Here is a 21377-nt window from a genome sequence, read left to right as displayed (position 1 = left end):
GGCTGCCTCACACGTGGGATCGAGAGGTGGACTAAGTGCTGGACTAAGCGCAGAACCACCATAGCCCACATGCGGCAGCGCCACCGGGGGAGCAATGGCGCTGCCGGCCAAGGACTGGTGCTCAAGGACACCGGGTCATGGGTTACGGCAGGCCGTGGACGTGCGGGGCCACCGAGTGCGGTGAGAAGCCGACCGAGCCCTGCGAGTGGACCTTGGCGTCGCAGCCGAGCATCGAACCGCTGTTGTCCAATCGAGTTGTCAAGACCTCTGACGGCAGCGGCTGTGATCAGCGGGCTCGGCGGCCGTGGTGAGCGCGACGGAATCGCGAGGCCCAGTGGTCCGGACCACTGTCGGCCAAAGTCACTCGGAGGCGGCCTCCGTTGACGCTTTCCGGTGATCTTTTCGCGCAGTTCGAGGTCTCTCTCGGGTGGGCGGGCCGAGATCGTCGGACAGTGACCGAGCCCCGCCCCCGGAGCCTGCCATCGATCCGCGGAGATCCATTCTGACGTGCGCGAACGAATTCTAAACATGGGGAATCGAAATCGAGTCCAGTAACCCTCCGCAGTGGTACGGAAGTTAACGAGTCTCGGTTTCGTCCGATTTCGCACCGGTGTGTTGCACGCAAGTCGCCCCCGCAACGCGCACACCTTGTCGTACTGGCCTCCGAAAGGTGTTCTCTGGCTGGTAAGACGTGGATAAAGTGCTGACGCAGAAGCACGGAGCAGGAGCGATTGCGGCCGTTGTCGTGACGACAACGGCCGGAGCCGAACGGGGAACCAGCGTGCCGACCGCAATAACAGTGACCAGTGCTGATCTCGTGCTGCCGCCGACCGACCAGCAGACACCGACAGCCGCTTTACTCCGGGCTCCGGAAGACCAGACCATGGACCAGGCGATCGGTGACATGCATGTGCTGCTGGAGCAGCACGGGTATGTCGTCGCCATCTACTCGGCCGGCCTGCCGATCGCCCATGAGCGCAGGATGCACTCCGTCAGATCGGTCCTGGAGAGTGACCGGATCGCCCTGCTCAAGGTGGATCTGCCACCGTTGGGCATCGCCGTACTGGTGCGTCAGTTGCGTCAGTTGTCGATCTGCGACTTCAGCCCGGGGGTGGTGGCATCCGCCGCCCGGCTGCTGCCCCACTACATCCACGTCGGCGCCCTGCTGAACTCCGTCACCAAGCTGGACAGGGTTCCGGTCAGCCTGAAGACGCACGCCAGGTCCTGGGTCCCGGGCTCCCAGTTCGCGGTGCTCGCGGGCCCGAACCCGCAGCTCATCAAGGTCGGCCCGACCGTCAAACCTCTGGACGGCCCCGAATTTGCCACGGATTTACTGGTCGCCAAGGGGCAGGCGCAGTCCGAATGGGTGCAACAGACCTTGGCTCCCGCATGGAAGGTCCAGGCCATTCACGAGACCGCCCTGCCTTCCGATTCCTCCGGCTGGTGGGGGACCGGAAAGCTGGTGGAATTCGCCGCTTACCTTCCGGACATCTCCATGCTGTACCAACTCGTCGCATCGGTAAGGCGGGAGATCTGCCACTGGTGCGGAATGGAGCTCATCGGGGACCGTTGCGGATTCTGTACATCACCGCTTCACGCTCCCGAGAGCCGAACGCCTTCCAGCGGTGTCCTCAGCCACGGGGCACCTGCGCCACCGGGTTCCTAGTCCCCTCCCGGCAAGCTTTGCCCCGTCGGGGCAAACATTGCCGGTCACGGCACCAGCGCCCCCGGATTCCCCCACAGTCGCATATATCTACGTCCCGCTCCCCGACCACCGCTCCTGCACCCCGCTCCCTGTCATATGCCATCCCCGCCAAGCTGCATACAAGTCCCATAGACAGGTCTACGCGCAGATACAGACGCAGATTCAGACATAAATCGAGTTACCGCACATCCTTCTGTCCGCTGCCCCACGCATCCGATACGAACGAGGTTGTCCGGCCCATGAACTCCCGCCAGCGCCGCGGCGTGATACTCCTGCTCCTGTCGGTCCTGTGCGCCTTCGGCGCCTTCGCCGGGGTGCTCTCGGTGATCAGCGACGTCAACTCGAAGGTCGGACCCGAGGTCTCCGCCTACCAGCTGAAGTCCGACGTCGCCCCCTATACGGCGCTGTCCGCCGGGCAGTTCAAAAAGATCACGATGCCGAAGCGCTGGCTCTCGACCAACGCCGTGACCGACCTCTCCGAGGTCAACGGCAAGATAGCCGTCACCCAGCTGCGCGAGGGCTCGCTGCTCCAGTCGGACATGATGCAGAAGCGTCCCGAACTGCAGCCCGGTGAGCAGGAGATCGCCATCATGATCGACGCCGCGACCGGTGTCGCGGGCAAGATCACCGCCGGTGCGACGGTCAACATCTATGCCACCTTCCCCGGGGAACGGGACGGCGCGCCGTCCCAGTCGAAGGTCATCGTCTCCAACGCCAAGGTCCTGGACGTCGGCAAGCTGACCGCCCTGGAGCCGGGCCGGGACGCCAAGTCGAACATGGGCACCGAGGCCGTCCCGATCACCTTCGCGCTCAACACGCTCGACACCCAGCGCGTCGCCTATGCCGAGTCCTTCGCGGAGCACGTACGCCTTGCGCTCCTCGCCTCCGGCAGCGACAGCACCATCCGCCCGGGCGACCGCACCTACACGCTCGACAAGGACAAGTGAGGATCGAATGACCACGAGGATCCTCCCGGCAGTCGGCGACCCCGACGCGGCCAGATCCGTCACCACCCTGCTCAGCCAGCTCCCCGACGCCGAGCCAGGGGCTCCCGTCGGCGACTCGACGCAGCTGATCGACACCCTCGCCCGGCTCGCGGGCGAGTCGCTCGACGAACTGCCCGAGGTCGTGCTGGTCCATGAGCGGATCGGCCCGGTGCCGGCGCTGGAACTGATCCGGGAGGTCTCGCTGCGCTTCCCCGCCATCGGGGTCGTGCTGATCACCGCCGACGCCAGCTCCAGCCTGTTCGCCGCGGCGATGGAGTCCGGCGCCCGCGGCCTGGTCACCCTGCCGCTGAGTTACGAGGAGCTGGTCAGTCGGGTCCAGTCCGCCGCCCAGTGGTCGGTCGGCGTACGCCGCCACCTGGGCACCGGCGGAGATGTCTTCACCGGTCCCGGCGGTACGGTCGTCACGGTCAGCGGCGCCAAGGGCGGTGTGGGCGCCACCGTCACCGCGGTCCAGCTCGCCCTGGCCGCCCAGGCATCGGGCCGTACGGTCGCCCTCGTCGACATGGACCTCCAGGCCGGCGACATCGCCTCGTACCTCGATGTGCAGTTCCGGCGCTCCATCGTCGACCTGGCGGCGATCACCGACATCTCTCCCCGCGTCCTGTCCGACGCCGTGTTCAGCCACAGCAGCGGCCTCGCCCTGCTGCTGGCGCCCGGCGAGGGCGAACGCGGCGAGGAGGTCAGCGACCGGTCGGCCCGCCAGATCGTCAGCGCCCTGCGGTCGCGGTACGAGGTCGTGGTCATCGACTGCGGCAGCCAGCTCCAGGGCGCGAGCGCGGCGGCCATCGAAATGGCGGACACGGCGCTGCTGGTCACCACCCCGGACGTGATCGCGGTACGCGGCGCGAAGCGCACCGTACGGATGTGGGACCGGCTGCAGATCCGCAAGGCCGAGGAGACGCTCACCCTCGTCAACCGGTTCATCCGCAACACCGAGATCCAGCCCCAGCTGATCGAGAAGATCACCGGGACCCGGATGGCGAACACAGCCGTCCCCGCGAACTTCAAGGAGCTCCAGAGCGCCGTCGACGCCGGACGGATGCATGAACTCGATGCCAAGAGCACGGTGAAGCAGGCGCTGTGGGGCCTGGCCGGAGAGCTGGGGATCGTGAAGGTCCCCGAAAACGCGGACAAGCGCGGCAGGTTCAAGAACGACCGAGGCTCGATCGGACGCCCGCGCAGACGGCGCGACGGCGACACCGGGGGCCGTGCGACGACCGAGGAGGCACGTTGAACCATGGTGACCACCGAGATGAAAGGCCCCGGGATACGGGAGACGCGGGAGGTACGGGGAGGGCGTTACGGCGACCCTGTCCGCGAGGGGGACAGCGGTAGGCGCGAGCGCGATCGCGGCCAGACCGCGATCGAGTTCCTGGGCGTGACGCCGCTGATCATCCTGCTGATGCTCGCACTGTGGCAGTGCGCGCTGATCGGCTACACCTTCTCCCTGGCGGGGAATGCGGCGGACGAGGCGGCGCATAAGGGGGCCATCTCGCAGGGTCTGCGGTTCAAGGAGTGCCGGGACGCGGCCGAGGAGCACCTGCCGGAGGCTTGGCGGGACGGCTTGAAGTCGCGGAAGTGCCGTGCCAAGTCCGGCCTGTACACGGCCGAGGTCAAGCTGCAGGTGCCGGTCCTGGTGCCCGGCATTCTCAACTGGAAGTTCCCGGTCACCGGCTATGCGGCCGCGCCGCTGGAGGGCTGAGCGATGAGCATGCGCGCGCACACACCTGGCCGGACGGCCGCTGTCACCACTCGCCGTGAGCGCGGCCAGGTCGCCATCGAGTATCTGGGCTTCATCCCCCTACTGCTCCTGGTCGGCCTCCTCGCGATTCAGGCGGGCCTGGCCGCGTACGCCGCCAACCAGGCGGGCACCGGGGCCCGCGCGGGAGCCCGTATGGCCAGCATGTCTTCAGGCGGCTGCGACGAGCAGGCGGCCAAGGAAGCGATGAGCGACTGGACCGCCCGCCGGGCTCACATCACGGAGCCCTCCTCTTCCTCCTCCTCCTCCTCCTCCTTCGACGAGGTCACCTGCACCGCCCGTGTCAAAGTGCCCCGCGTCATTCCGGGCGTCGACATCTGGGGCTGGGCCGAACGAAGCTCCACGATGCCCCGCACCTGACCCCGCGGCGCACCGCACTGCCGCCTCACCAGCGGCACAACACGTACGTCAGAGCGAGGAGTTACGCACATGAGTCTGCGGGCACGCGTCACCGCCCCCGAGAAGCGCAGCGGGGCGAGGGAGGACGGCCACATGGTCGCCACCTACCGCGCCAAGCTGCTCGAAGAGATCGACCTGGCGGAGATGTCCTCGCTCGCCGCGGCCGACCGGCGGGCCCGGCTGGAGCGCGTCCTCAGCCACATCATCAGCCGTGAGGGACCGGTCCTCTCGACGGTCGAACGTACGCAGCTGATCCGTCGGGTCGTCGACGAGGCTCTCGGCCTCGGCATCCTGGAACCGCTCCTCGAGGACGCGTCCATCACCGAGATCATGGTGAACGGCCCTGACCAGATCTTCGTCGAGCGCAGCGGCAAGGTCGAGCAGCTCCCGATGCGCTTCGGTTCGCACGAGCAGCTGATGCAGACCATCGAGCGCATCGTGTCGACCGTCAACCGCCGGGTGGACGAGTCGAATCCGATGGTCGACGCCCGCCTGCCCAGCGGCGAGCGTGTCAATGTGATCATCCCGCCGCTCTCGCTGTCCGGTGCGACGCTCACCATCCGACGCTTCCCGCGGGCCTTCACGCTCCAGGAGATGATCAGCATCGGCTCGCTCGACGAGCAGATGCTGATCCTGCTCTCCGGGCTCGTCCAGGCCAAGCTCAACGTCATCGTCTCCGGCGCCACCGGCACGGGCAAGACGACGCTGCTCAATGCGCTCTCCGGGCTGATCCCGAACAGCGAGCGCATCGTCACCATCGAGGACTCCGCCGAGCTGCAGCTCCAGCAGAGCCATGTGATCCGGCTGGAGTCCCGCCCGGCGAACGTCGAGGGGAAGGGCCAGATCACCATCCGTGATCTGGTCCGCAACTCCCTGCGTATGCGCCCCGACCGGATCGTCGTCGGTGAGGTCCGTGGCGGCGAATCGCTCGACATGCTCCAGGCGATGTCCACCGGTCACGACGGCTCGCTCGCCACCGTCCACGCCAACAACGCCGAGGACGCGCTCATGCGTCTGCAAACCCTGGCCTCGATGTCCGAGATCAAGATCCCGTTCGAGGCACTGCACGACCAGATCAACAGCGCCGTCGATGTCATCGTCCAGCTCACCCGGCACGCCGACGGCTCCCGCAAGGTCACCGAGATCGCCGTCCTCGACTCGCACGGCCGCGACCCCTACCGCATCGTGACCGTCGCCCGGTTCAACGCCCAGCCGATGGCCGCCGACGGGCGGATCTACGGCGAGTTCCAGTACCTCCCGATCCCGCGCAAGATCGCCGACCGTCTCTACATGGCCAGCCAGCCCATCCCGCAGGCCTTCGGAGTCGCCGTGTCCGCCGAACAGCTCGCCACCCGAGAGGCCAATTAGGTACCTGTGCCATGACAAATCTTCCTCTTCTCACGATCGGCGTCACGCTGCTCTGCGGCGTGACGGGCGTCATGGGCCTGCACGCCTACTCCGGCGGGAAGGCCGACCGGGACGCCCTGGTGGACCGGCTGTCGCACACCGGCCAGATCCCGGAGGCCGGGCGCCACCGCCGCTTCCGGGGCATCGACCGCAGGCTGCGCAAGACCGGTCTGGGCCGCAAGCTCGAATTGAAGCTGGCCGCCACCGGACTCGAGATCACGCCCGGCGAGTTCTTCGTCTACGCGCTCGCCGCGATGGCCGGACTGTGGATGATCGCCTCGTCGATGCTTGCCAGTTTCTTCGGCCCGGTCGCCGCCCTCATCGGCCTATGGGGCACCAACGCTTTCTTGAACTGGCAGCGGACCAAGCGCACGGAACGCTTCATCAACCAGCTCCCCGAACTCGCCCGCATCCTGGCCAACGCCACCCAGGCAGGGCTCGCGCTGCGTACATCCATCAGCATGGCGGCGGACGAGATGGAGGACCCGGCGGGCGAGGAGCTGGCCCGGGTCGCCCGCCGCCTCGCCGTCGGGGAATCCCTCGAGGATGCCTTGAGCGAAGTCACCGGCCGGCTGCCCTCGCGCGAACTCGCCGTCCTCGTGACGACCCTCGTGCTGTCCAACCGGGCCGGCGGTACGGTCGTCAGCTCGCTGCGCAACCTCACCGAGACGCTGGAGGAGCGCAAGGAGACCCGGCGCGAGGTCAAGACCCAGCTCTCCCAGGTGACGGTCACCGCCTACGCGGTCCCCGCCTTCGGTCTGGGCGCCATGCTCCTGATGAACGCGGTGATGCCCGGCGCACTCGACCGCATGACCGGTGCCCTCATCGGCCAGATCGCGGTGGTCATCTCCATCGCCCTGTACGCGATCGGATTCATCGTGATCCGTCGCCTGTCCCGGATCGACGTCTGATGGGCGGGGCACACATGGGCCTGCTCCTCGCAGGCGTCGTAGGACTCGCGGTGTTCGGAGCCATCGCCGGTATCCGCATGTACCGGGCCGACGCCAAACTGCCCGGTGACCTCGCCATCGCCCTGGAGGTCGGTGCCACCCGCACCAACGCGATGGGTTCCGGCATCGACCGGATGGGCATGCGCTGGGCCCCCATGGTGCTGCGGATGATGGGCCCCAAGGCGGTCAACAAGAAGCGTCGCCAGATCGACATGGCGGGCAACCCGGGCGGTCTGACCATCGACCGCTACGCCGCCCGCCGCTTCGTCTACGGCGCACTCGGCGCGTTCGGTGCGCTCACGATGCTGATGCGCGGGCAGCTCTTCCTCTCCCTGCTGCTGATCGCCTTCGGCCTGTTCTGGGTCGAGGTCGGCATTTGGTCGGCGGTCCGCGTCCGCAGGGATCACATCGACCGGACGCTCCCCGACTTCCTCGACGTCCTCGCCGTCGTCGTCTCCGCGGGTCTCGGCTTCCGCCAGGCGCTCGGCCGCGTCGCGGAGAAGTACGAGGGTCCCTGGGCCGACGAACTCCGCATCACCCTGCGCCAGATGGACATGGGTGTCAGCCGCCGCGAGGCGTTCGAGCAGCTGCGCAAGCGCAACGACTCGGAACAGGTCGCGATGTTCGTGACCACGCTCCAGCAGGGCGAGGAGCTCGGTGCGCCGATCGTCGAGACGCTGATCCAGATCGCCAACGACATGCGGCGCACGGACGCCCAGAACGCCCGCCGGAAGGCGGCCAGGGCCGTCCCCAAGGCGACCTTCGCGGTCACCTCCTTCCTGCTCCCCGGAACCCTGGTGCTGCTGACGGTCGGCTTCGTCTACGGAGCCAACGTCGACTTCGGCTTCCTCATGGGCGGATGACATGGACGGTGGAGCCGATGAGCACGATCTACGGGAGGAGGTGACTAGCACATGTCGTTCCCACTCGGCAGCGCGCAGGCGGGACTGAATGCGGAGGTGCGTCAGGCGATCGCCGACCCCGGGCCGCGCCCGGCGTTCGCGATCCAGCTCAACGCGCTCCAGGCGATGTGCCGGCAGGTCTTTGGGTTCCGGCTCGCGATGATTGCCATAGCTACACCGTTCGCGATCGGCCACACCGCACCGGGACCGGCCACCTGGTTGATCGGCTCGGCGATCCTCGTCACCTTCATGGGCTCGTACGTCCTGTTCCGGGACTGGGAGCGCTTCGGTCCCGTCCTGCTCCGCCACCCCTGGCTGCTCGGCGTAGACGCATTGTTCGGCGCCCTGCTGCTGGTCACCGCCTCACCCGAGTCCACCCTCGCGTACGTCACCGTCTGCACCCCGCTGCTGGCCGGACTCGTCTACGGCTGGCGGGGCGGGGCGGTCTTCGCGGCGCTCCAGACGGTGATCGTCTTCGGCGTGTACGCCACCGACCCGAAGCTGGAGCCCGCCGACGCGACGGCATTCCTCCTCCCCGGCTTCTGCGTGATCGCGGGCGCCGTCGGTGTCACCCTGCGCAATCTCCTCCTCCGCTTCGGCACGGCCAGCCAGGCGCTCACCGAGACCAGGGCGCGGCTCGCTGTGAACGAGGCGGTGGAGGGCGAGCGCACCCGGCTCGCCCGGGAGATGCACGACTCGGTCGCCAAGACCCTGCACGGTCTGGCGCTGGCCGCCGACGGTCTGGCCAGCTCCTCCGACCGGATGGATCCGCTCACCGTCAAGCACCAGGCCGAACTGGTCGCCCGGTCCGCCCGCCGGGCGGCGGCGGAATCGCGGGAACTCCTCTCCGACCTGCGCCGAGAATCCGGACTCGACGGGGGAGTGGACGTGGTCAGCGAGCTCCGCGCCCGCGCGGATGACTTCACCCGCCGCCACGGACTCACGGCCACCTTCCGGATGCTCAACGAGGCCCCGGTCCCGTCCGTGCCGCAGGTGGTCGCCCGCCAGCTGCTCACGGTCGCCTCCGAGGCGATGGAGAACGCTCATCGCCATGCCCACCCCACCTATCTCGTCGTGCTCGCAGGCGTGAAGGGCGATGTCCTGCGTGTCAGCGTGTACGACGACGGACGCGGCCTGCCCCCGGGCACGACGCTCGACGACCTCAGGCGCGCCGGTCACTTCGGTCTCGTCGGCATGGTCGAACGCGCCGCTTCGATCGGCGCCCGTATCCGCATCGGCAGGGGCAAGGCGGCCAAGGGCACCGAAGTACGCCTCGAACTCCCGGTGGCCGCGCTCGTCGCAGTCCCGGAAGCACAGCAACTGAACTGACCCGTTCCACCCACCCCCCACCCCCCCATAAATCCTGAGAGGAGGTCGCAGAATGCCGGACGACGTCTCCCGCGCTTCGGGCCAGAACTGGGCGGCACAGAACCACACCTCCCAGCACACGTCCTCGCACCTCACCCCGCTCAACTCGGAGCTCAGCTCCTCCGGGTTCTCCGTTCCCCAGCAGCCCGCGGCATCCGAGGTCACACCTCCCTTCCCCGCAGCCCCGCCCATGGCTCTCCCCGGCCCCCTGCGGGTCGTCGTCGCCGACGACAACCCCGTGGTCCGGGCCGGCCTGGGCGTCCTGCTCTGCGGCCGCGAGGACATCGAAGTCGTGGCGGAGGCCGCGGACGGCCGCCAGGCCTACGACTTGGCCGTGCAGCACCGCCCGGACGTCGTCCTGCTCGACGTCCGCATGCCGGGCGTCGACGGCATCTCCGCGCTGCCGCACCTCGTGCGGATCGCCCCCGTCATGATGCTGACCTACAGCCGCGAGAGCGAGATCGTCCACGAGGCGCTGCGGCTGGGCGCCGGCGGCTATCTGGTGCACGGCGAGTTCACGGCGGACCAACTGGTGCAGGCGGTACGGGACACCAAGAGCGGCCGCGCCCACTTCACCGCGACCGCGGCGAACACGCTCCTGGCCCATATGCGGCAGGGAACGGGACCCCAGGGGCAACCCCTTCCGGAAGGGCTGGGAACGGCGCTGACCACGGGCGTTCCCTACCCGGGGCCCGGATACGACGGACACCCTGCGGGCATGATGCAGCGGAACGGTGCGCATGCACATGGTTCCGGTCCCGAAATGGTTCCACCTGCGCCGCAACCGGTCCGAAACTCTCAGGGTCTTTCGCATCTGCAACCGGTTGTGGCACAGTCTTCACTGACCGGGACGCCGGGAACGGCACCCAACAGGCAGCAATACGGGCTGAGTTCGCGGGAGGTGGAGGTCATGGAGCTGATCGCGTCCGGCATGAGCAACCAGCAGATCGCCGCCACCTGCTTCATCAGCGAGAAGACGGTCAAGAACCACATCAACCGCATCTTCACCAAGCTCCACAGCGGCAGCCGCAGCGAGGCGATCGCCCGCTGGCTCGGCACGGCCCCGAAGGGTGGGCCCGGTGGGCGACGGGCTGGTGGCCGTGGCTGAGGCGAAGGTCCGGACGCCGGACAGCAGTGCGGGACGCGGGACCCAACTCCCCTTTTGGGCCCGGGAGTGGGCCCTGGGGCCCTCTGGTAGGCAGGGTGTGCCGCCGTATGTTTCTCATGTCGCCAGCGGGACCGGCCAGGAGGAAGCCGGTACCGCGGGTGGCGCCACAGAAACGTGCGAGTCTGCCGGCTACCGGTCGGCCGAATCCGGAGGGGACCACCATGTCGAACATCACCCTGAAGACCGCCGTCCGCGTCAACGGCTGGGCCAACACCGCCGTCAGCAGGATCCAGAAGCGTTACGAGGCCAAGGACCGCGGCCAGACGGCGTTCGAGTACCTGGGCATCATCCTGGTGGTCGTGGCGATCATCGGTGCGATCGTGGCTACGGGTATCGGTGGTGCGATCTCGGCTCGGATCTCCGGCCTGGTGAACTCCATCACCGCGGGCTGATGTTTGCGCGCCAACGCCGCGAGTCAGGGCAGGCCTTCCCCATCTATGTAGTGATGGTGGCGGGCCTGCTCTTCCTCGTGTTCGCGTTCTTTGCTGTCGGCAAGGCCGCGGCCTTGCGTAATGGGGCCCAGGGTGCGGCGGACGCCGCCGCGCTGGCTGCCGCTCAGAAGGCTCGTGAGCAGCTGGAGGCACCGTTTCTCGCGTCGCTTCCCGGGAACATGCTGGACTCATTCCTGCAGGGCTACGCCTTTCCCACCGCAATGCCGTGCGTTGAGGCCCAGAGGCTTGCCGCAGCCAATCAGGCAGACGTCTATCGCGGTCACTGCGACGCGTCGTACGGCGGTGATCGCGACCAGATCACGGTTGAGGTCGAGACCCGTAAGCCGGTGGACTCGACGGTGATTCCCGGTACGAAGACCAAGTTTGCGAAGGCTGAGGCCACTGCCGTGGTCGAGTTCCGCTGCAGCTGGAAGGCCGTGGACTACAACGATGACGGTGTCCAGGACATGTACTTCTTTACGTGCGAGGACGGCGGGATGGTCGAAATCGCGCCGAGCAGCCCGCCGCCGTGGTCCCAGGTGAGCAAGATTCTCTTCGACGTGCACCTGATCGACGACTGACAGCGAACGACGACTAAAGGAATCAGAACCCATGAGCATTCGGCGCACCACCAAGTCCCGAAGGGTTGTGGCAGCTGTCTCACTGACAGCAGCATTGGCCCTGGCCGTCACCGGGTGCGGTGCTGACGACGGCGGTGGAAAGACGAAGGACGCGGGTTCTGAGTCGTCCTCCACACCGTCCAAGCCTTCCGACGGGGACAAGGGCGCGAAGCAGGAAGACACGGCTGCTGGGGACAACGTGGACCCGAATGTGAAACTCGCCGAGGCCAGGGGGCAGAACGGAGTCACGCTGATCATCAATCAGGTGAAGCGTGACTCGGGTGGATTTGTCACAGTGCAAGGCGAGATCAAGAACGGGAGCGATACGAACCAGCCCACCGGGGGCTGGGCTGGCACGGAAGCAGGAATCGTTCCGCAGAATCCCAACTCGGTTGCTGGTGCTGCACTGATCGACAAGGTCGGGAAGAAGCGTTACTACGTTCTCCGGGACACCGAGAACCGCTGCCTTTGCACGACAGGCATCCTGCCGCTTCAGCCGGGTAAGTCAACCTCCGTGTTCATGCAGTTCCCCGCACCGCCCACCAGCACGACCGAGGTCGACTTCACGCTGCCGACCTTCGCTACCACCTCGCTGAAGATCTCCGGGTGATGGCCGACATGACCCACACCCGTATGCGCCGCAGGCCACCGCGTCTTGCGGGGCACGTCATCGCGACGACACTGCTGATGGCCAGCGTCACTGTCCTTGGGGCAACGCAGGCGGTCGCCGACGACGACCCCAGCGTGCCGCCCGGCACCGAGGCGTCATCGGTGCCACCCGTCAAGGTGGACGGCAACGACCCCGACCTGAAGATGCCCGAAGGCGGCACGCTCGCACCGGCCAAGGTGCTCGACATCATCCAGGTCGTCGAGGACCAGGGCGGCGAGGAGCGCCGCGAGGACAGCAACGCCAGCATCAAGTTCGCGCTCCAGGCGGAGGTCCTCTTCGGCAAGGACAGCGCGAAGCTGAGCGCCGCAGCCAAGTCCCGTATCGCAGCGGTCGCAGCCGAGATCAAGAAGCAGAACGCCACCAAGGTGCGCGTCTTCGGCTTCACCGACAATCTCGGGTCCTCCGCCCACGGTGACGTGCTGTCCAAGCAGCGTGCCGATGCGGTGCACGGCGAGCTGGTCGGGTCGCTCGGATCGACGATCACCTTCGAGATCCGCGGTTACGGCGAGCAGTACCCGATCGCCGACAACAGCACGGAAGAGGGCCGGAAGAAGAACCGGCGCGTCGAGGTCTCCTTCCCGCGCGGCAGCGCTTCCTGACCCAGGGCGTATCCGCAGGGCCCGTGTAGGGTCTCAAAAGCCTTGGCAGAATCTCACGGCAGTTGGCAGATGGATGGCAGAAATGCCACTGCCATGAGACTTGCTGTCCGTTCTCACTGGTCCTTTCAGCGTCTCACTGTGTTGCGCGCAGATCTGGCGAATTCTCAGGCGGCGGCCTAGCTGACAGGCTGGTTTACACCAGTCTGGGTTGATGTGAGTCTCATCGGAGTTGGCGTTTCTCATCAATGTCTGCCGTGACCGATGAGTTTTGTGCGGATGCGTGGTCGATACGGCTGGATACACCGACAGCGGTGGGCCTGTGCTGGGGACGTTCCAGCGCGGGAGGAAGCACATGGAGGCTGTGATGAGCGTCGACGACTCCGACCAGGGGCACGCGATCCGGACGGGCGGGCAGGGGCCGCGGGTGAGCGGTCCCAGGGTGTTGGTGGCGGGGGCGAGCATCGCGGGACCTGCGCTGGCCCACTGGCTGCGCCGGCGGGGGGCCGAGGTGACCGTGGTGGAGCGGGCTCCCGAGCTGCGTCCCGGCGGGCAGGCGGTGGACGCGCGCGGGGTCGCCAAGGAGGTCATCGGGCGCATGGGGTTGGACGCGGCGGTGCGCGCGGCGTGCACCGACACCGCCGGCGCGCACACCGTGGACGCGGACGGGCATGTGCTGGAGACCTTCCGTGCCGACGACGACGGTGGCGACGGGTTCATCGCGGACATCGAGATCCTGCGCGGGGACCTGTCCCAGGTGCTCTACGACGACACCCGCGACGGCGTCGAGTACGTCTTCGGCGACCGAATCGCCGGGCTCGCCCAGGACGCGGACGGGGTCGACGTGGTCTTCGCGGGCGGCGACCGGCGGCGCTTCGACTTGGTGGTCGGGGCGGACGGGCTGCACTCGGCGCTGCGAGCGATGGTCTTCGGGCCGCATGAGCGGTTCCTCCGCCACCTCGGGCAGGTGCTGGCCTTCTACAGTGTGCCCAACGAGTTCGGGCTGGACCGCTGGCTGCTGGAGTACCAGGATCAGGAGTCCGGGCGCTCCGCCCTCCTGCGGCCCATCCAGGACGCTACCCGGGCGATGGCCATGTTCTACTTCGCCTCGGCTGACTTCGACGTCGACTACCGTGATGTCGCGGCCCAGAAGGTCCTGCTGCGTGAGCGGGTGGCGGGCCTGGGCTGGTTGACCCCGGATATCCTCGCGCACCTGGACGACACTCCGGACTTCTACCTCGATCAGGTCGCCCAGGTGGTGATGGACCGCTGGTCGAGTGGACGGGTGGGGTTGCTCGGGGACGCGGCGTTCAGCTCGTCGCCGATGTCCGGGCAGGGCACCGGGCTGGCACTGGTCGGTGCCTACCTGCTGGCCGGAGAGCTGGCCGCTGCCGGATGGGACCCCGACGCCGGGTTCGCCCGCTACGAGGCGCGGATGCGCTCGTTCGTCGAGGCCAACCAGGAGATCGGCCGGTTGAACGCCCGCAACCGCGACGTCCCCGGGCCAGACGCCGAGCCGCGCCCCGATTTCGCCAGCGAATGGTTCACGGAGCTGGTCGGGCGCGCGATCAACGGCGTCGAGCTGCCCGACTACGCGGGGGTGCCGGACTCCGCAGCCCCGGCCGGATCGCCGATCACCTCGGCGGCCAAGCCGTAGGTGTCACATAACGTGTCGAGAGGGACCACGCTTCGGTAGGACACCGCCGGATGACCTCCGCTCATGCCGCATGGTGCGCGTTGGAGCGCCCGTTCGGCGGCCAGGCCACGTTCCGATGAGGCGGTGTTGGCTCGGAAAACTGACAAGATCGATGAGAATCCACCGCGCGGGGTCTCTGTGGTTCTGTCACTTGCCTGGTCGGCGCTCACCGGAGCTGACAAGACCATTGAGACATCGACCCCGTGACGTCCAAGCCCATTGATCCCAGCCGGATCGCTCGCCCGTCTTGTCTCAAGGCAGTTGTCAGTGCGCAGCTCGCCGACATGGCTCCCTGACACGATGGATGAGAACGGACACTTGCAGTTCAGGGGCTTCACTCGTTTGGGTGGCTCGGGCGGTAGTCCGGGCCACCCAGGACGGGCGCTCAGCGCCTCGTCTCGTACCTGGTCAGGATCACGCCGCAGGGAAGCGTCCGCGTCTCCACCAGGTTGAGGTTCACCCAGTTGTCCAGCGCGGTGAAGAACGGCGTGCCGCCGCCCACCAGGACCGGCGCGGTGGCCAGCACGTACTCGTCAATCAGCCCGGCCCGCATGGCCGCCCCGGCGAGCGTCGCGCCGCCGATGTCCATCGGGCCGCCGTCCTCGGCCTTGAGCCGGGTGATCTCGGCGACCGCGTCGCCGGTGACCAGGCGGGTGTTCCAGTCGACCTTGTCGATCGTCGAGGAGAACACCACCTTCGACATGTCCCGCCAGCGGCGCGCGAACTCGATCTCCGCCGGGGTGGCGTTGGGCTGCTGGTCGCCGGTCGGCCAGTAGGAGCTCATCGTCTGCCACAGCTTGCGCCCGTACAGCGACAGGTCGGTCGCCTGCAACTGGTCGGACCAAAACTGGAACAGCTCGTCGCTCGGCACGCTCCAGCCGATGTCGTCGCCGGGCGCGGCGATGTAGCCGTCCAGGGTCAGGTTCATGCCGTAGATCAGTTTCCGCATGGCGCCAGCCTTCCGTGAGTCGGTCTCACGCGTACAGACCGGCGCGGCGCGGGAAACTCATCGGTGCGCGATCTGAGCTCACATGTAGTCCTCGTGCTCGGTGGCTCAGCCGCAGACTCATCGTTCCGCCGAGGAAATGGCATCGATCTGAGACTGATCTTGGGTGACATCGCGGTGAGACAACAGAGAACCAGCAGGTCACAGAAGATCGACATGTCATCGGCGGCGAGACCCTACAGGCCCGGTACCGCGACCACCTCGCGGTATCGGGCCCTGCTGCGTTACAGCAGGTGGTCGGCGGCTCCGGCCTTGATGTCGCGGATCATCTGCTGGAGTGCCTCGCGGCTGTCGGTGAGGAAGTGCTCCTCCGCGCCCGCGATGGTGATGTAGCTGTTGCCCTGTTCGTCGGTTCCGAGCCGGTAGCAGGAGTTTCCCTCGCCGCAGAACGCGTCTTCCCAGTTGACGTCCGGCATCCGTGATCCCTTCAGAGTTGGCGTGCGATGTTGTGGATGAAGTCCCGCGACTCGCTCGGCGACAGTGCGATTCCCTCCATCCAGTCCAGGTGGGCCCGGTACTTCGCCAACTGCGCTTCTGCGTAGACGAAGACGGGACCGTGCGAGTTGTCGATCTGTACGGTGTCGAGCTGAGATACCGGTCCCTCCGCGTACAGGACCGTCTGACCCGCTCCGGGGAACGCGCCTGCCTCGAACGGGATGACGAGCAGCGTCACGTTCGGCTGTTCGGACTTCTTCAGCAGATGCTGGAGCTGGGCGCGGGCCACCCCTCGGCCGCCGAACTGCATGCGGAGCGCGGCTTCATGAACGATGCCGGTGTATGACGGTGGCGGGTCCCCGTCCAGGACCTCCTGGCGCTCCACGCGATGGGCCAGCCGCAGTGCGACCTCGCGCTCCGGCAGCTGGGGGATCACCACGCGGAACACGGCCAGGGCGTGGTCCGAGGTCTGGAGCAGGCCCGGGATGTGCATGGAGTACGCCGCCCGCATGCGGAGTGCGTGTGCCTCCAATTCGGCGATATCAAGGAGCCCTTGAGGTAGCGACCCCCGGTATCTCTCCCACCAGCCGCGGCTTCGCGGCTGAGCCATTTCGACGAGGGCGTCGACGTACTTGTCGTCCGTACAGGCGCAATTACAGGCCAACGTGCGCAGGCGGTCCGGGCTGATGGGGCGTGCTCCGGACTCGATGTTCGAGATCTTTCCGCGGTCCACACCGAGCAGACCGGCCGCGAACTCGGCCGATACGTCGGCCGACGTGCGCATTCTCCGCAGTTCGGCCCCAAGCCGCTTCTGGCGTTCGGTAGGCGACGTCCTTGCTGCCATGCCGTTCCTTTCCGCATGCGGTCACTGGCAGTCTGCCGCCTGTGCCTGCAACCCGGCCACGAAAGGGTCCAGTTTCCATGCGGGCAGGGTTATTTTGCCCTCTGTGCCCGCTACGTTGGGTAACGCACTGCTCACGCTGCGAAAAGCAAGAAGTGCATCGCGCGGTCCTGCCCGCAACCTCCTGCCCTGGGAGGGGCGGCCCGCGCCAGGGAGACAAGCCACTGTTCATTCAGCAGCGCACGAGCCACCTGTGCGCATCGACGCGATAGAGAGACCGCCAACTCGCCACCCGTACAAGGGGAGTCAGTCATGCCGCAATCTCCGCGCGCCGCGCTCTGCCCGGTAGCGATCGAGGAACCTTCGCCCGCCCCGTACCCGCACTCGCCCCCGTATCCGAAGCGCCGCTCCGAGCGTGGGCTCGCGCTCAGTCTCACTCTTCCCGGTGATCCGCGGAGCGCGGCGATCGGACGCAACGCGGTCACCGCCTCGCTGCGGGCCTACGGGCTCACTGCCTACATCTGGCCGGCCGCGCTCGTTCTGGGCGAACTGGTCGGTGTCACCTCGGCCATGACCCCGGGCCGGGAGCTGTACGTATCCGCCCGGCACCGGGACAACGCGCTCCGGGTCGTCGTCTGGGATCAGCACCCGCACCACTCCGACCCTGGCGCCTTCATGCTCTGCGAGGCGCGGCGCAGACGGGCGCTGTGGCTGCTGGCGGCGGCCGTGGACGACTGGGGCGGGGAGTGGGGCGTCAGCGACGCGCTGCCACCGCACGCAGGCATCAAGTCCTGGGTGGTGCTGCCGCGCTGACAGGCCCGTTCTGACAGACCCGTTCTGACAGGGCCAGTGCCGCCAGGGCCTCGGGGGCGCCGGACTGACCCCGGATTCCGGGGAAGGCGTTTATGTCCACGATCAGGGTGGTGCCGTCGCCCGTGTCGATGATGTCCACGCCGTAGACGTCCAGTGCGAAGACCTCGCCGACCCGGCGCACCAGGGCGGGCCAGCCGGGCGGCAGGTCATCGGGGGCGAGCGGCAGTGTGGGGCCCCGCCCCTCGGGCGAGAGTTCGGAACGGCGCAGGGCGGCGAAGAGCTGGTCGCCGATCGCCCACAGTTTGTGGTCCCAGCCGCTGTTCGGTGCGAACTCCTGGACCACGACCGGCTCCTGTGGGTACGTGGCGGCGAGCTCTCGCAGCTGTGTGTCGCTGTCGAGGCGGGCCACCAGGTCGTGCCTTCGGCTGTGGCGGCTCTTGACCACCACTGGGCCGGGGAGTGGTGGGCCGGACGCCAGTTGAGCGAGTGTGGTGAAGGTGCGGGTGGCCGCGAACGGGAGGCCGGCCCGCCGGGCATGTTCCGCCATCGCTGTGCGGTCCTGGCACAGCGCGGTCGCCGCAGCCGAGTTCACCACGCAGGCGCCGCGCTGCTCCAGGGCGCGGGCGAGAGCCAGGGCACGTGGCGTACGCGACTTCAGCAGGTAGACGCCGGCGAGCGGCTCGGGGACTTCTGCCACCGTTCTCGGGTCCAGCGTCTCCACTTGATGCTCGGGGGTGAGCAGGGCGGCGGTATCGACCAGCAGCGGATGACCGGGATCGGGCGTGATCAGGACGACTCTCATACGTTCTTGCCCGCCGCCACGGGAACCTGTACGGGGTGCGGGCGGAGTGTCAACGGCGTCCCGCCGGCCGCGTCGTGCTGTTCCGGCGGCCGGGCGGAGGCCGGCTCGGCCGCGCCGGACGCCGGGCCTGTGCGGGCCAGCCCGAGCACGGCTCGTGCCACCCGCGCCGCCGCGTCAGGGACCTGACGGAAGCTGGGGAAGTCGTTCACATCGACGACCACAGGTCCATCCGGCCCCAGCACTACGTCCACACCGTACAGATCGAGGCCGTAGACCACCCCGACCTGGGCAGCTATCGCGGCCACCTCGGCCGACAGCGGCACGCGGCGTTCCCGCACCAAGTGGTCCGGGTGGAGCGGGGAGCGGCGTTCGGTCGCGTACAGTTCGCCGCCGACGCTGTACACCTTGACGTCGATGCCCGAGTTGGTCACATACGGCTGGGCGATGAGCATTCCCTCTCCCGCCAGTTCGGGGATCACCGTGGCGAGCCGGTCCGGCGACGACACCAGGTGCACGGCCCGCCCCGAGCTGCCGTCGGCGGGCTTGACCACCAGTGGGTACTCCGACGCCGGAATCTCGGCCAGCAGTTCAGGCCGCGCCGCCGCGTAGGTCGGCGGCAGAGGAAGCCCGCGGCTGCGACCGATAGCTGCTGCCAGCGCCTTGTCCCGTACACCTCGTATCGACCGGGCGTCGTTGACCGTCGTCATCCCGGCGGAGGCCGCGGCTTCGAGCAAGGTGAGCCCCGGGCCGCCGGAGACCGTCTTGAGGACCCACGCGTCATGGGTGCTCGCCTGCACCGCCTCGGTCATGCGCAGCAGGGAACTGCCCGGCCGCAGCACGTCCACCTGGTGCCCCCAGGAGGTCAGTTGACGGATCACCTCAACCGGCATGCCGTCGTGGCGGTATTGCTCCTCCACCAGAAAGCAGAGCTTCATCGATCTTCCCCGCAACCCCGGACGCCCGCCCTTACCGTTCGGCATCCTGTGACGTCACAGGATGTCATGAACCGTTCTGCGGCCAGGGACGCCGGGCTCTTGAATCCGCCCCAGCAGGCGCAGTTGCCGTACCCAGCCGGCAGCTCGGCTCGGGTTGACGGATCCGGCGCGGGCACCACTGGCTGTGGCCGTCAAGACGGCTGCCTATGCGCGGTCTGAAGGTGGCGTGGCCGTGCCGCCCGAGGCCGTTTCGGGTTTCGTGTAGAGGACCTCGCGGGCCTGCTCCGCGGCGCGGGTCATGCTCTCGGCGACGAAGTCGACGAAGCGGGCGATGTTCTCGAGGCGGTTGGCGGCCGGGGTGTCGGGGCCGAGGATGCCGACGCCCTGCCGTGCGGTCTCGGCGAGCTGGGCGGTGGATCGGGCGCTGGCGATCATCCCCTGGTACCAAACGTCGTCGTCGACGACGTAGCGCTCGCGGCGGCGATCGTCGCGTTCCCGGCGGATGAGGCCCTGGCTTTCGAGGGACGTGATCGCTTTGGAGATGGACGCCGGGCTGACCTGGAGACGCTGGACGAGTTCGGACGCGGTGAGGCTGCCCGCGTCGGTGGTGTAGAGGCAGGTCAGCACCCGGGACATCATCTTGGGCAGGCCCTGTTGCATGAGGAGGGTGGTCCACGTCTCCTCATACTCGCGTAGGGCCTCGGCGTCGGCTCCGTGGGCCTGCGCGGGCGCCTCCGGTCCCCGGGGTGCGGCCTGTCTGCGCCGGTGGGCGCGGCGTTCGGTGGCGCGGTGGGCCAGGTCGGAGCGGTAGGCGGTGGGGCCGCCGTTCCGCATCACCTCACGCGTGATCGTCGAGGTGGGGCGGTCGAGACGTCTGGCGATCTCCGCGTAGGCGAGGCCGTCGGCCAGCCCCAGCGCGATCTGCTGGCGTTCCTGCTGAGTGAGCCTGCCTCCCGGCATCGCGATCTCCCTTCGTGCTTCCTTGACGCCTCCAGCATAGCGTTCACTCTCAATCCATTGCAATGAACAGCTGGCCTTCATTGCATTAAATCCAAGACCATTGCAACGATTACTTGCTCTCACCTGCATTGATGGCAATCGTTCGCAACGATCGTATTGATGGAATCGTGAATGCAACGTAGCGTTTCCGGTGTCAGAAACAACGAGCCGACAGGAGAGCACCATGCAGAAGTTCGACACCCCCGCCCCGATCTCCGCCGTCCTCGACATCCCCGCGGGGCGCGTCCGGTTCATCGCCGCCGACCGGGCTGACACCGCGGTCGAGGTCCTGCCCGCGGACGCCTCGAACAGCCGCGATGTGAAGGCGGCGGAGCGGACCACGGTCGAATACGGGGACGGCGTCCTGCGGATCGGGGCCTCACCGGCGAAGAACCGGATCCTCGGCAGCTCCGGATCCATCGAGGTGACCATCCAGCTGCCCGCCGGCTCTCGCATCGAGGCGAAGGCGGCCAGCGCCGAGTTCCGGGGCGTCGGACGGCTCGGCGACGTCGCCTTCGAGGGCGCGCAGGGCTCGGTCAAGCTCGACGAGGCCGCGAGTGCCCAACTCACCCTCCTCGCCGGCGACGTCTCGGTCGGCCGCCTGGCCGGCCCCGCGGAGATCAGCACTCAAAAGGGCGACATCCGGATCGCCGAGGCCGTCAGCGGCGCGGTCGAACTGCGCACCGAGGCCGGCGAGATCTCGGTCGGCGCCGCCCACGGAGTCTCCGCCTCCCTGGACGCCGGCACCACCCACGGCCGGATCCACAACGCGCTCAAGAACACCGAAGGCGCCGCCGCCGGCCTGAACATCCACGCGACCACCGCCTACGGCGACATCGCCGCCCGCAGCCTCTGAAGGAGCACCCAT

The 21377-nt window shown here is 67.8% G+C and carries 23 protein-coding genes; 17 read left to right on the top strand and 6 right to left on the bottom strand.

Features of this window, described 5'->3' with window-relative positions:
- The first annotated feature begins 781 nt into the window (after positions 1–781).
- The 15 genes from OH809_RS16180 (at position 782) to OH809_RS16110 (ending at position 14639) form a co-directional block, all read left to right on the top strand.
- Positions 782–1666, top strand: a complete 885-nt coding sequence (locus OH809_RS16180; RefSeq protein ID WP_406421726.1) for a hypothetical protein — start codon at positions 782–784, stop codon at positions 1664–1666.
- Positions 1667–1944: 278 nt separating this feature from the next.
- Positions 1945–2652, top strand: coding sequence for a Flp pilus assembly protein CpaB (gene cpaB, locus OH809_RS16175; protein ID WP_406421727.1), 708 nt, complete (start codon positions 1945–1947; stop codon positions 2650–2652).
- Positions 2653–2659: 7 nt separating this feature from the next.
- Complete coding sequence (locus OH809_RS16170) at positions 2660–3946, top strand: CpaE family protein (RefSeq protein WP_406515273.1); 1287 nt, start codon at positions 2660–2662, stop codon at positions 3944–3946.
- Between the two features lie 3 nt (positions 3947–3949).
- Positions 3950–4414: a TadE family protein gene (locus OH809_RS16165; protein ID WP_406421729.1), complete on the top strand. Its 465-nt coding sequence runs from the start codon at positions 3950–3952 to the stop codon at positions 4412–4414.
- A gap of 3 nt (positions 4415–4417) precedes the next feature.
- Positions 4418–4831, top strand: coding sequence for a TadE/TadG family type IV pilus assembly protein (locus tag OH809_RS16160; RefSeq protein ID WP_406515272.1), 414 nt, complete (start codon positions 4418–4420; stop codon positions 4829–4831).
- A 69-nt stretch (positions 4832–4900) separates the two neighbouring features.
- Positions 4901–6238 carry a CpaF family protein gene (locus OH809_RS16155; RefSeq protein ID WP_406515271.1) on the top strand — a complete coding sequence of 446 codons (1338 nt, stop codon included), beginning with the start codon at positions 4901–4903 and terminating at the stop codon, positions 6236–6238.
- Between the two features lie 11 nt (positions 6239–6249).
- A complete protein-coding gene (locus OH809_RS16150; protein WP_406515270.1) occupies positions 6250–7188 on the top strand; it encodes a type II secretion system F family protein in 939 nt (312 codons plus the stop codon).
- Positions 7189–7202: 14 nt separating this feature from the next.
- Positions 7203–8090 carry a DUF5936 domain-containing protein gene (locus OH809_RS16145; protein WP_406516255.1) on the top strand — a complete coding sequence of 296 codons (888 nt, stop codon included), beginning with the start codon at positions 7203–7205 and terminating at the stop codon, positions 8088–8090.
- A 51-nt stretch (positions 8091–8141) separates the two neighbouring features.
- Positions 8142–9458: a sensor histidine kinase gene (locus OH809_RS16140; protein WP_406515269.1), complete on the top strand. Its 1317-nt coding sequence runs from the start codon at positions 8142–8144 to the stop codon at positions 9456–9458.
- 52 nt (positions 9459–9510) lie between these two features.
- Positions 9511–10605, top strand: a complete 1095-nt coding sequence (locus OH809_RS16135; protein WP_406515268.1) for a response regulator — start codon at positions 9511–9513, stop codon at positions 10603–10605.
- Between the two features lie 221 nt (positions 10606–10826).
- Complete coding sequence (locus OH809_RS16130) at positions 10827–11057, top strand: hypothetical protein (protein ID WP_406515267.1); 231 nt, start codon at positions 10827–10829, stop codon at positions 11055–11057.
- Entirely contained in the window at positions 11057–11677 is a 621-nt protein-coding gene (locus tag OH809_RS16125) for a pilus assembly protein TadG-related protein (RefSeq protein ID WP_406515266.1), read from the top strand. Before OH809_RS16130 ends, OH809_RS16125 begins: the two co-directional genes overlap by 1 nt.
- A 31-nt stretch (positions 11678–11708) precedes the next feature.
- On the top strand, positions 11709–12326 hold the full coding sequence (locus OH809_RS16120) for a hypothetical protein (RefSeq protein WP_406515265.1): 618 nt from the start codon (positions 11709–11711) through the stop codon (positions 12324–12326).
- Positions 12327–12349: 23 nt separating this feature from the next.
- Entirely contained in the window at positions 12350–12985 is a 636-nt protein-coding gene (locus OH809_RS16115; protein ID WP_406516254.1) for an OmpA family protein, read from the top strand.
- A 364-nt stretch (positions 12986–13349) separates the two neighbouring features.
- A complete protein-coding gene (locus OH809_RS16110) occupies positions 13350–14639 on the top strand; it encodes an FAD-dependent monooxygenase (RefSeq protein WP_406421739.1) in 1290 nt (429 codons plus the stop codon).
- A gap of 424 nt (positions 14640–15063) precedes the next feature.
- On the opposite strand, the gene OH809_RS16105 is transcribed toward OH809_RS16110, so the two are convergent.
- From OH809_RS16105 to OH809_RS16095, 3 genes are all read right to left on the bottom strand, one after another.
- Entirely contained in the window at positions 15064–15627 is a 564-nt protein-coding gene (locus OH809_RS16105; RefSeq protein WP_266358395.1) for a dihydrofolate reductase family protein, read from the bottom strand.
- Between the two features lie 281 nt (positions 15628–15908).
- The gene (locus OH809_RS16100; protein WP_266982075.1) at positions 15909–16100 is read right to left on the bottom strand and encodes a hypothetical protein; all 192 of its coding nucleotides are present in this window, start codon (positions 16098–16100) and stop codon (positions 15909–15911) included.
- A gap of 11 nt (positions 16101–16111) precedes the next feature.
- The gene (locus tag OH809_RS16095) at positions 16112–16963 is read right to left on the bottom strand and encodes a helix-turn-helix domain-containing protein (protein ID WP_406421740.1); all 852 of its coding nucleotides are present in this window, start codon (positions 16961–16963) and stop codon (positions 16112–16114) included.
- Positions 16964–17272: 309 nt separating this feature from the next.
- On the opposite strand from OH809_RS16095, the gene OH809_RS16090 reads away from it, so the two are divergent.
- Positions 17273–17773 (top strand): ATP-binding protein, encoded by a 501-nt coding sequence (locus OH809_RS16090; RefSeq protein ID WP_406421741.1) that lies wholly within the window; start codon positions 17273–17275, stop codon positions 17771–17773.
- On the opposite strand, the gene OH809_RS16085 is transcribed toward OH809_RS16090, so the two are convergent.
- The 3 genes from OH809_RS16085 to OH809_RS16075 all read right to left on the bottom strand — a co-directional run bounded on the left by OH809_RS16085 (position 17745) and on the right by OH809_RS16075 (position 20470).
- A complete protein-coding gene (locus OH809_RS16085) occupies positions 17745–18575 on the bottom strand; it encodes a RimK family alpha-L-glutamate ligase (RefSeq protein ID WP_406421742.1) in 831 nt (276 codons plus the stop codon). The genes OH809_RS16090 and OH809_RS16085 overlap by 29 nt on opposite strands.
- Complete coding sequence (locus OH809_RS16080; RefSeq protein ID WP_406421743.1) at positions 18572–19510, bottom strand: RimK family alpha-L-glutamate ligase; 939 nt, start codon at positions 19508–19510, stop codon at positions 18572–18574. The genes OH809_RS16085 and OH809_RS16080 overlap by 4 nt, the downstream gene beginning before the upstream one ends.
- A 204-nt stretch (positions 19511–19714) precedes the next feature.
- Entirely contained in the window at positions 19715–20470 is a 756-nt protein-coding gene (locus tag OH809_RS16075; RefSeq protein WP_406421744.1) for a helix-turn-helix domain-containing protein, read from the bottom strand.
- Positions 20471–20693: 223 nt separating this feature from the next.
- Here OH809_RS16075 and OH809_RS16070 point away from each other — a divergent pair, with 223 nt between their 5' ends.
- On the top strand, positions 20694–21365 hold the full coding sequence (locus OH809_RS16070) for a DUF4097 family beta strand repeat-containing protein (protein ID WP_406515264.1): 672 nt from the start codon (positions 20694–20696) through the stop codon (positions 21363–21365).
- Positions 21366–21377 lie beyond the last annotated feature (12 nt).

This window comes from Streptomyces sp. NBC_00873, assembly GCF_045207415.1.
Lineage (GTDB): Bacteria > Actinomycetota > Actinomycetes > Streptomycetales > Streptomycetaceae > Streptomyces.
The sequence above is the reverse complement of the archived record's forward strand: the minus strand, read 5'-3'. Positions and strand labels throughout refer to the sequence as shown.

Excerpts from the sequence above, each read along its gene's own strand:
- OH809_RS16085 (WP_406421742.1), bottom strand. The coding sequence starts at position 18,575 with ATGAGAGTCGTCCTGATCACGCCCGATCCCGGTCATCCGCTGCTGGTC.
- OH809_RS16130 (WP_406515267.1), top strand. The coding sequence starts at position 10,827 with ATGTCGAACATCACCCTGAAGACCGCCGTCCGCGTCAACGGCTGGGCC.
- OH809_RS16115 (WP_406516254.1), top strand. The coding sequence starts at position 12,350 with ATGCGCCGCAGGCCACCGCGTCTTGCGGGGCACGTCATCGCGACGACA.
- cpaB (WP_406421727.1), top strand. The coding sequence starts at position 1,945 with ATGAACTCCCGCCAGCGCCGCGGCGTGATACTCCTGCTCCTGTCGGTC.
- OH809_RS16100 (WP_266982075.1), bottom strand. The coding sequence starts at position 16,100 with ATGCCGGACGTCAACTGGGAAGACGCGTTCTGCGGCGAGGGAAACTCC.
- OH809_RS16165 (WP_406421729.1), top strand. The coding sequence starts at position 3,950 with ATGGTGACCACCGAGATGAAAGGCCCCGGGATACGGGAGACGCGGGAG.
- OH809_RS16150 (WP_406515270.1), top strand. The coding sequence starts at position 6,250 with ATGACAAATCTTCCTCTTCTCACGATCGGCGTCACGCTGCTCTGCGGC.
- OH809_RS16155 (WP_406515271.1), top strand. The coding sequence starts at position 4,901 with ATGAGTCTGCGGGCACGCGTCACCGCCCCCGAGAAGCGCAGCGGGGCG.
- OH809_RS16090 (WP_406421741.1), top strand. The coding sequence starts at position 17,273 with ATGCCGCAATCTCCGCGCGCCGCGCTCTGCCCGGTAGCGATCGAGGAA.
- OH809_RS16125 (WP_406515266.1), top strand. The coding sequence starts at position 11,057 with ATGTTTGCGCGCCAACGCCGCGAGTCAGGGCAGGCCTTCCCCATCTAT.
- OH809_RS16070 (WP_406515264.1), top strand. The coding sequence starts at position 20,694 with ATGCAGAAGTTCGACACCCCCGCCCCGATCTCCGCCGTCCTCGACATC.
- OH809_RS16140 (WP_406515269.1), top strand. The coding sequence starts at position 8,142 with ATGTCGTTCCCACTCGGCAGCGCGCAGGCGGGACTGAATGCGGAGGTG.
- OH809_RS16170 (WP_406515273.1), top strand. The coding sequence starts at position 2,660 with ATGACCACGAGGATCCTCCCGGCAGTCGGCGACCCCGACGCGGCCAGA.
- OH809_RS16135 (WP_406515268.1), top strand. The coding sequence starts at position 9,511 with ATGCCGGACGACGTCTCCCGCGCTTCGGGCCAGAACTGGGCGGCACAG.
- OH809_RS16160 (WP_406515272.1), top strand. The coding sequence starts at position 4,418 with ATGAGCATGCGCGCGCACACACCTGGCCGGACGGCCGCTGTCACCACT.
- OH809_RS16105 (WP_266358395.1), bottom strand. The coding sequence starts at position 15,627 with ATGCGGAAACTGATCTACGGCATGAACCTGACCCTGGACGGCTACATC.
- OH809_RS16120 (WP_406515265.1), top strand. The coding sequence starts at position 11,709 with ATGAGCATTCGGCGCACCACCAAGTCCCGAAGGGTTGTGGCAGCTGTC.
- OH809_RS16145 (WP_406516255.1), top strand. The coding sequence starts at position 7,203 with ATGGGCCTGCTCCTCGCAGGCGTCGTAGGACTCGCGGTGTTCGGAGCC.
- OH809_RS16080 (WP_406421743.1), bottom strand. The coding sequence starts at position 19,510 with ATGAAGCTCTGCTTTCTGGTGGAGGAGCAATACCGCCACGACGGCATG.
- OH809_RS16110 (WP_406421739.1), top strand. The coding sequence starts at position 13,350 with ATGAGCGTCGACGACTCCGACCAGGGGCACGCGATCCGGACGGGCGGG.
- OH809_RS16075 (WP_406421744.1), bottom strand. The coding sequence starts at position 20,470 with ATGCCGGGAGGCAGGCTCACTCAGCAGGAACGCCAGCAGATCGCGCTG.
- OH809_RS16095 (WP_406421740.1), bottom strand. The coding sequence starts at position 16,963 with ATGGCAGCAAGGACGTCGCCTACCGAACGCCAGAAGCGGCTTGGGGCC.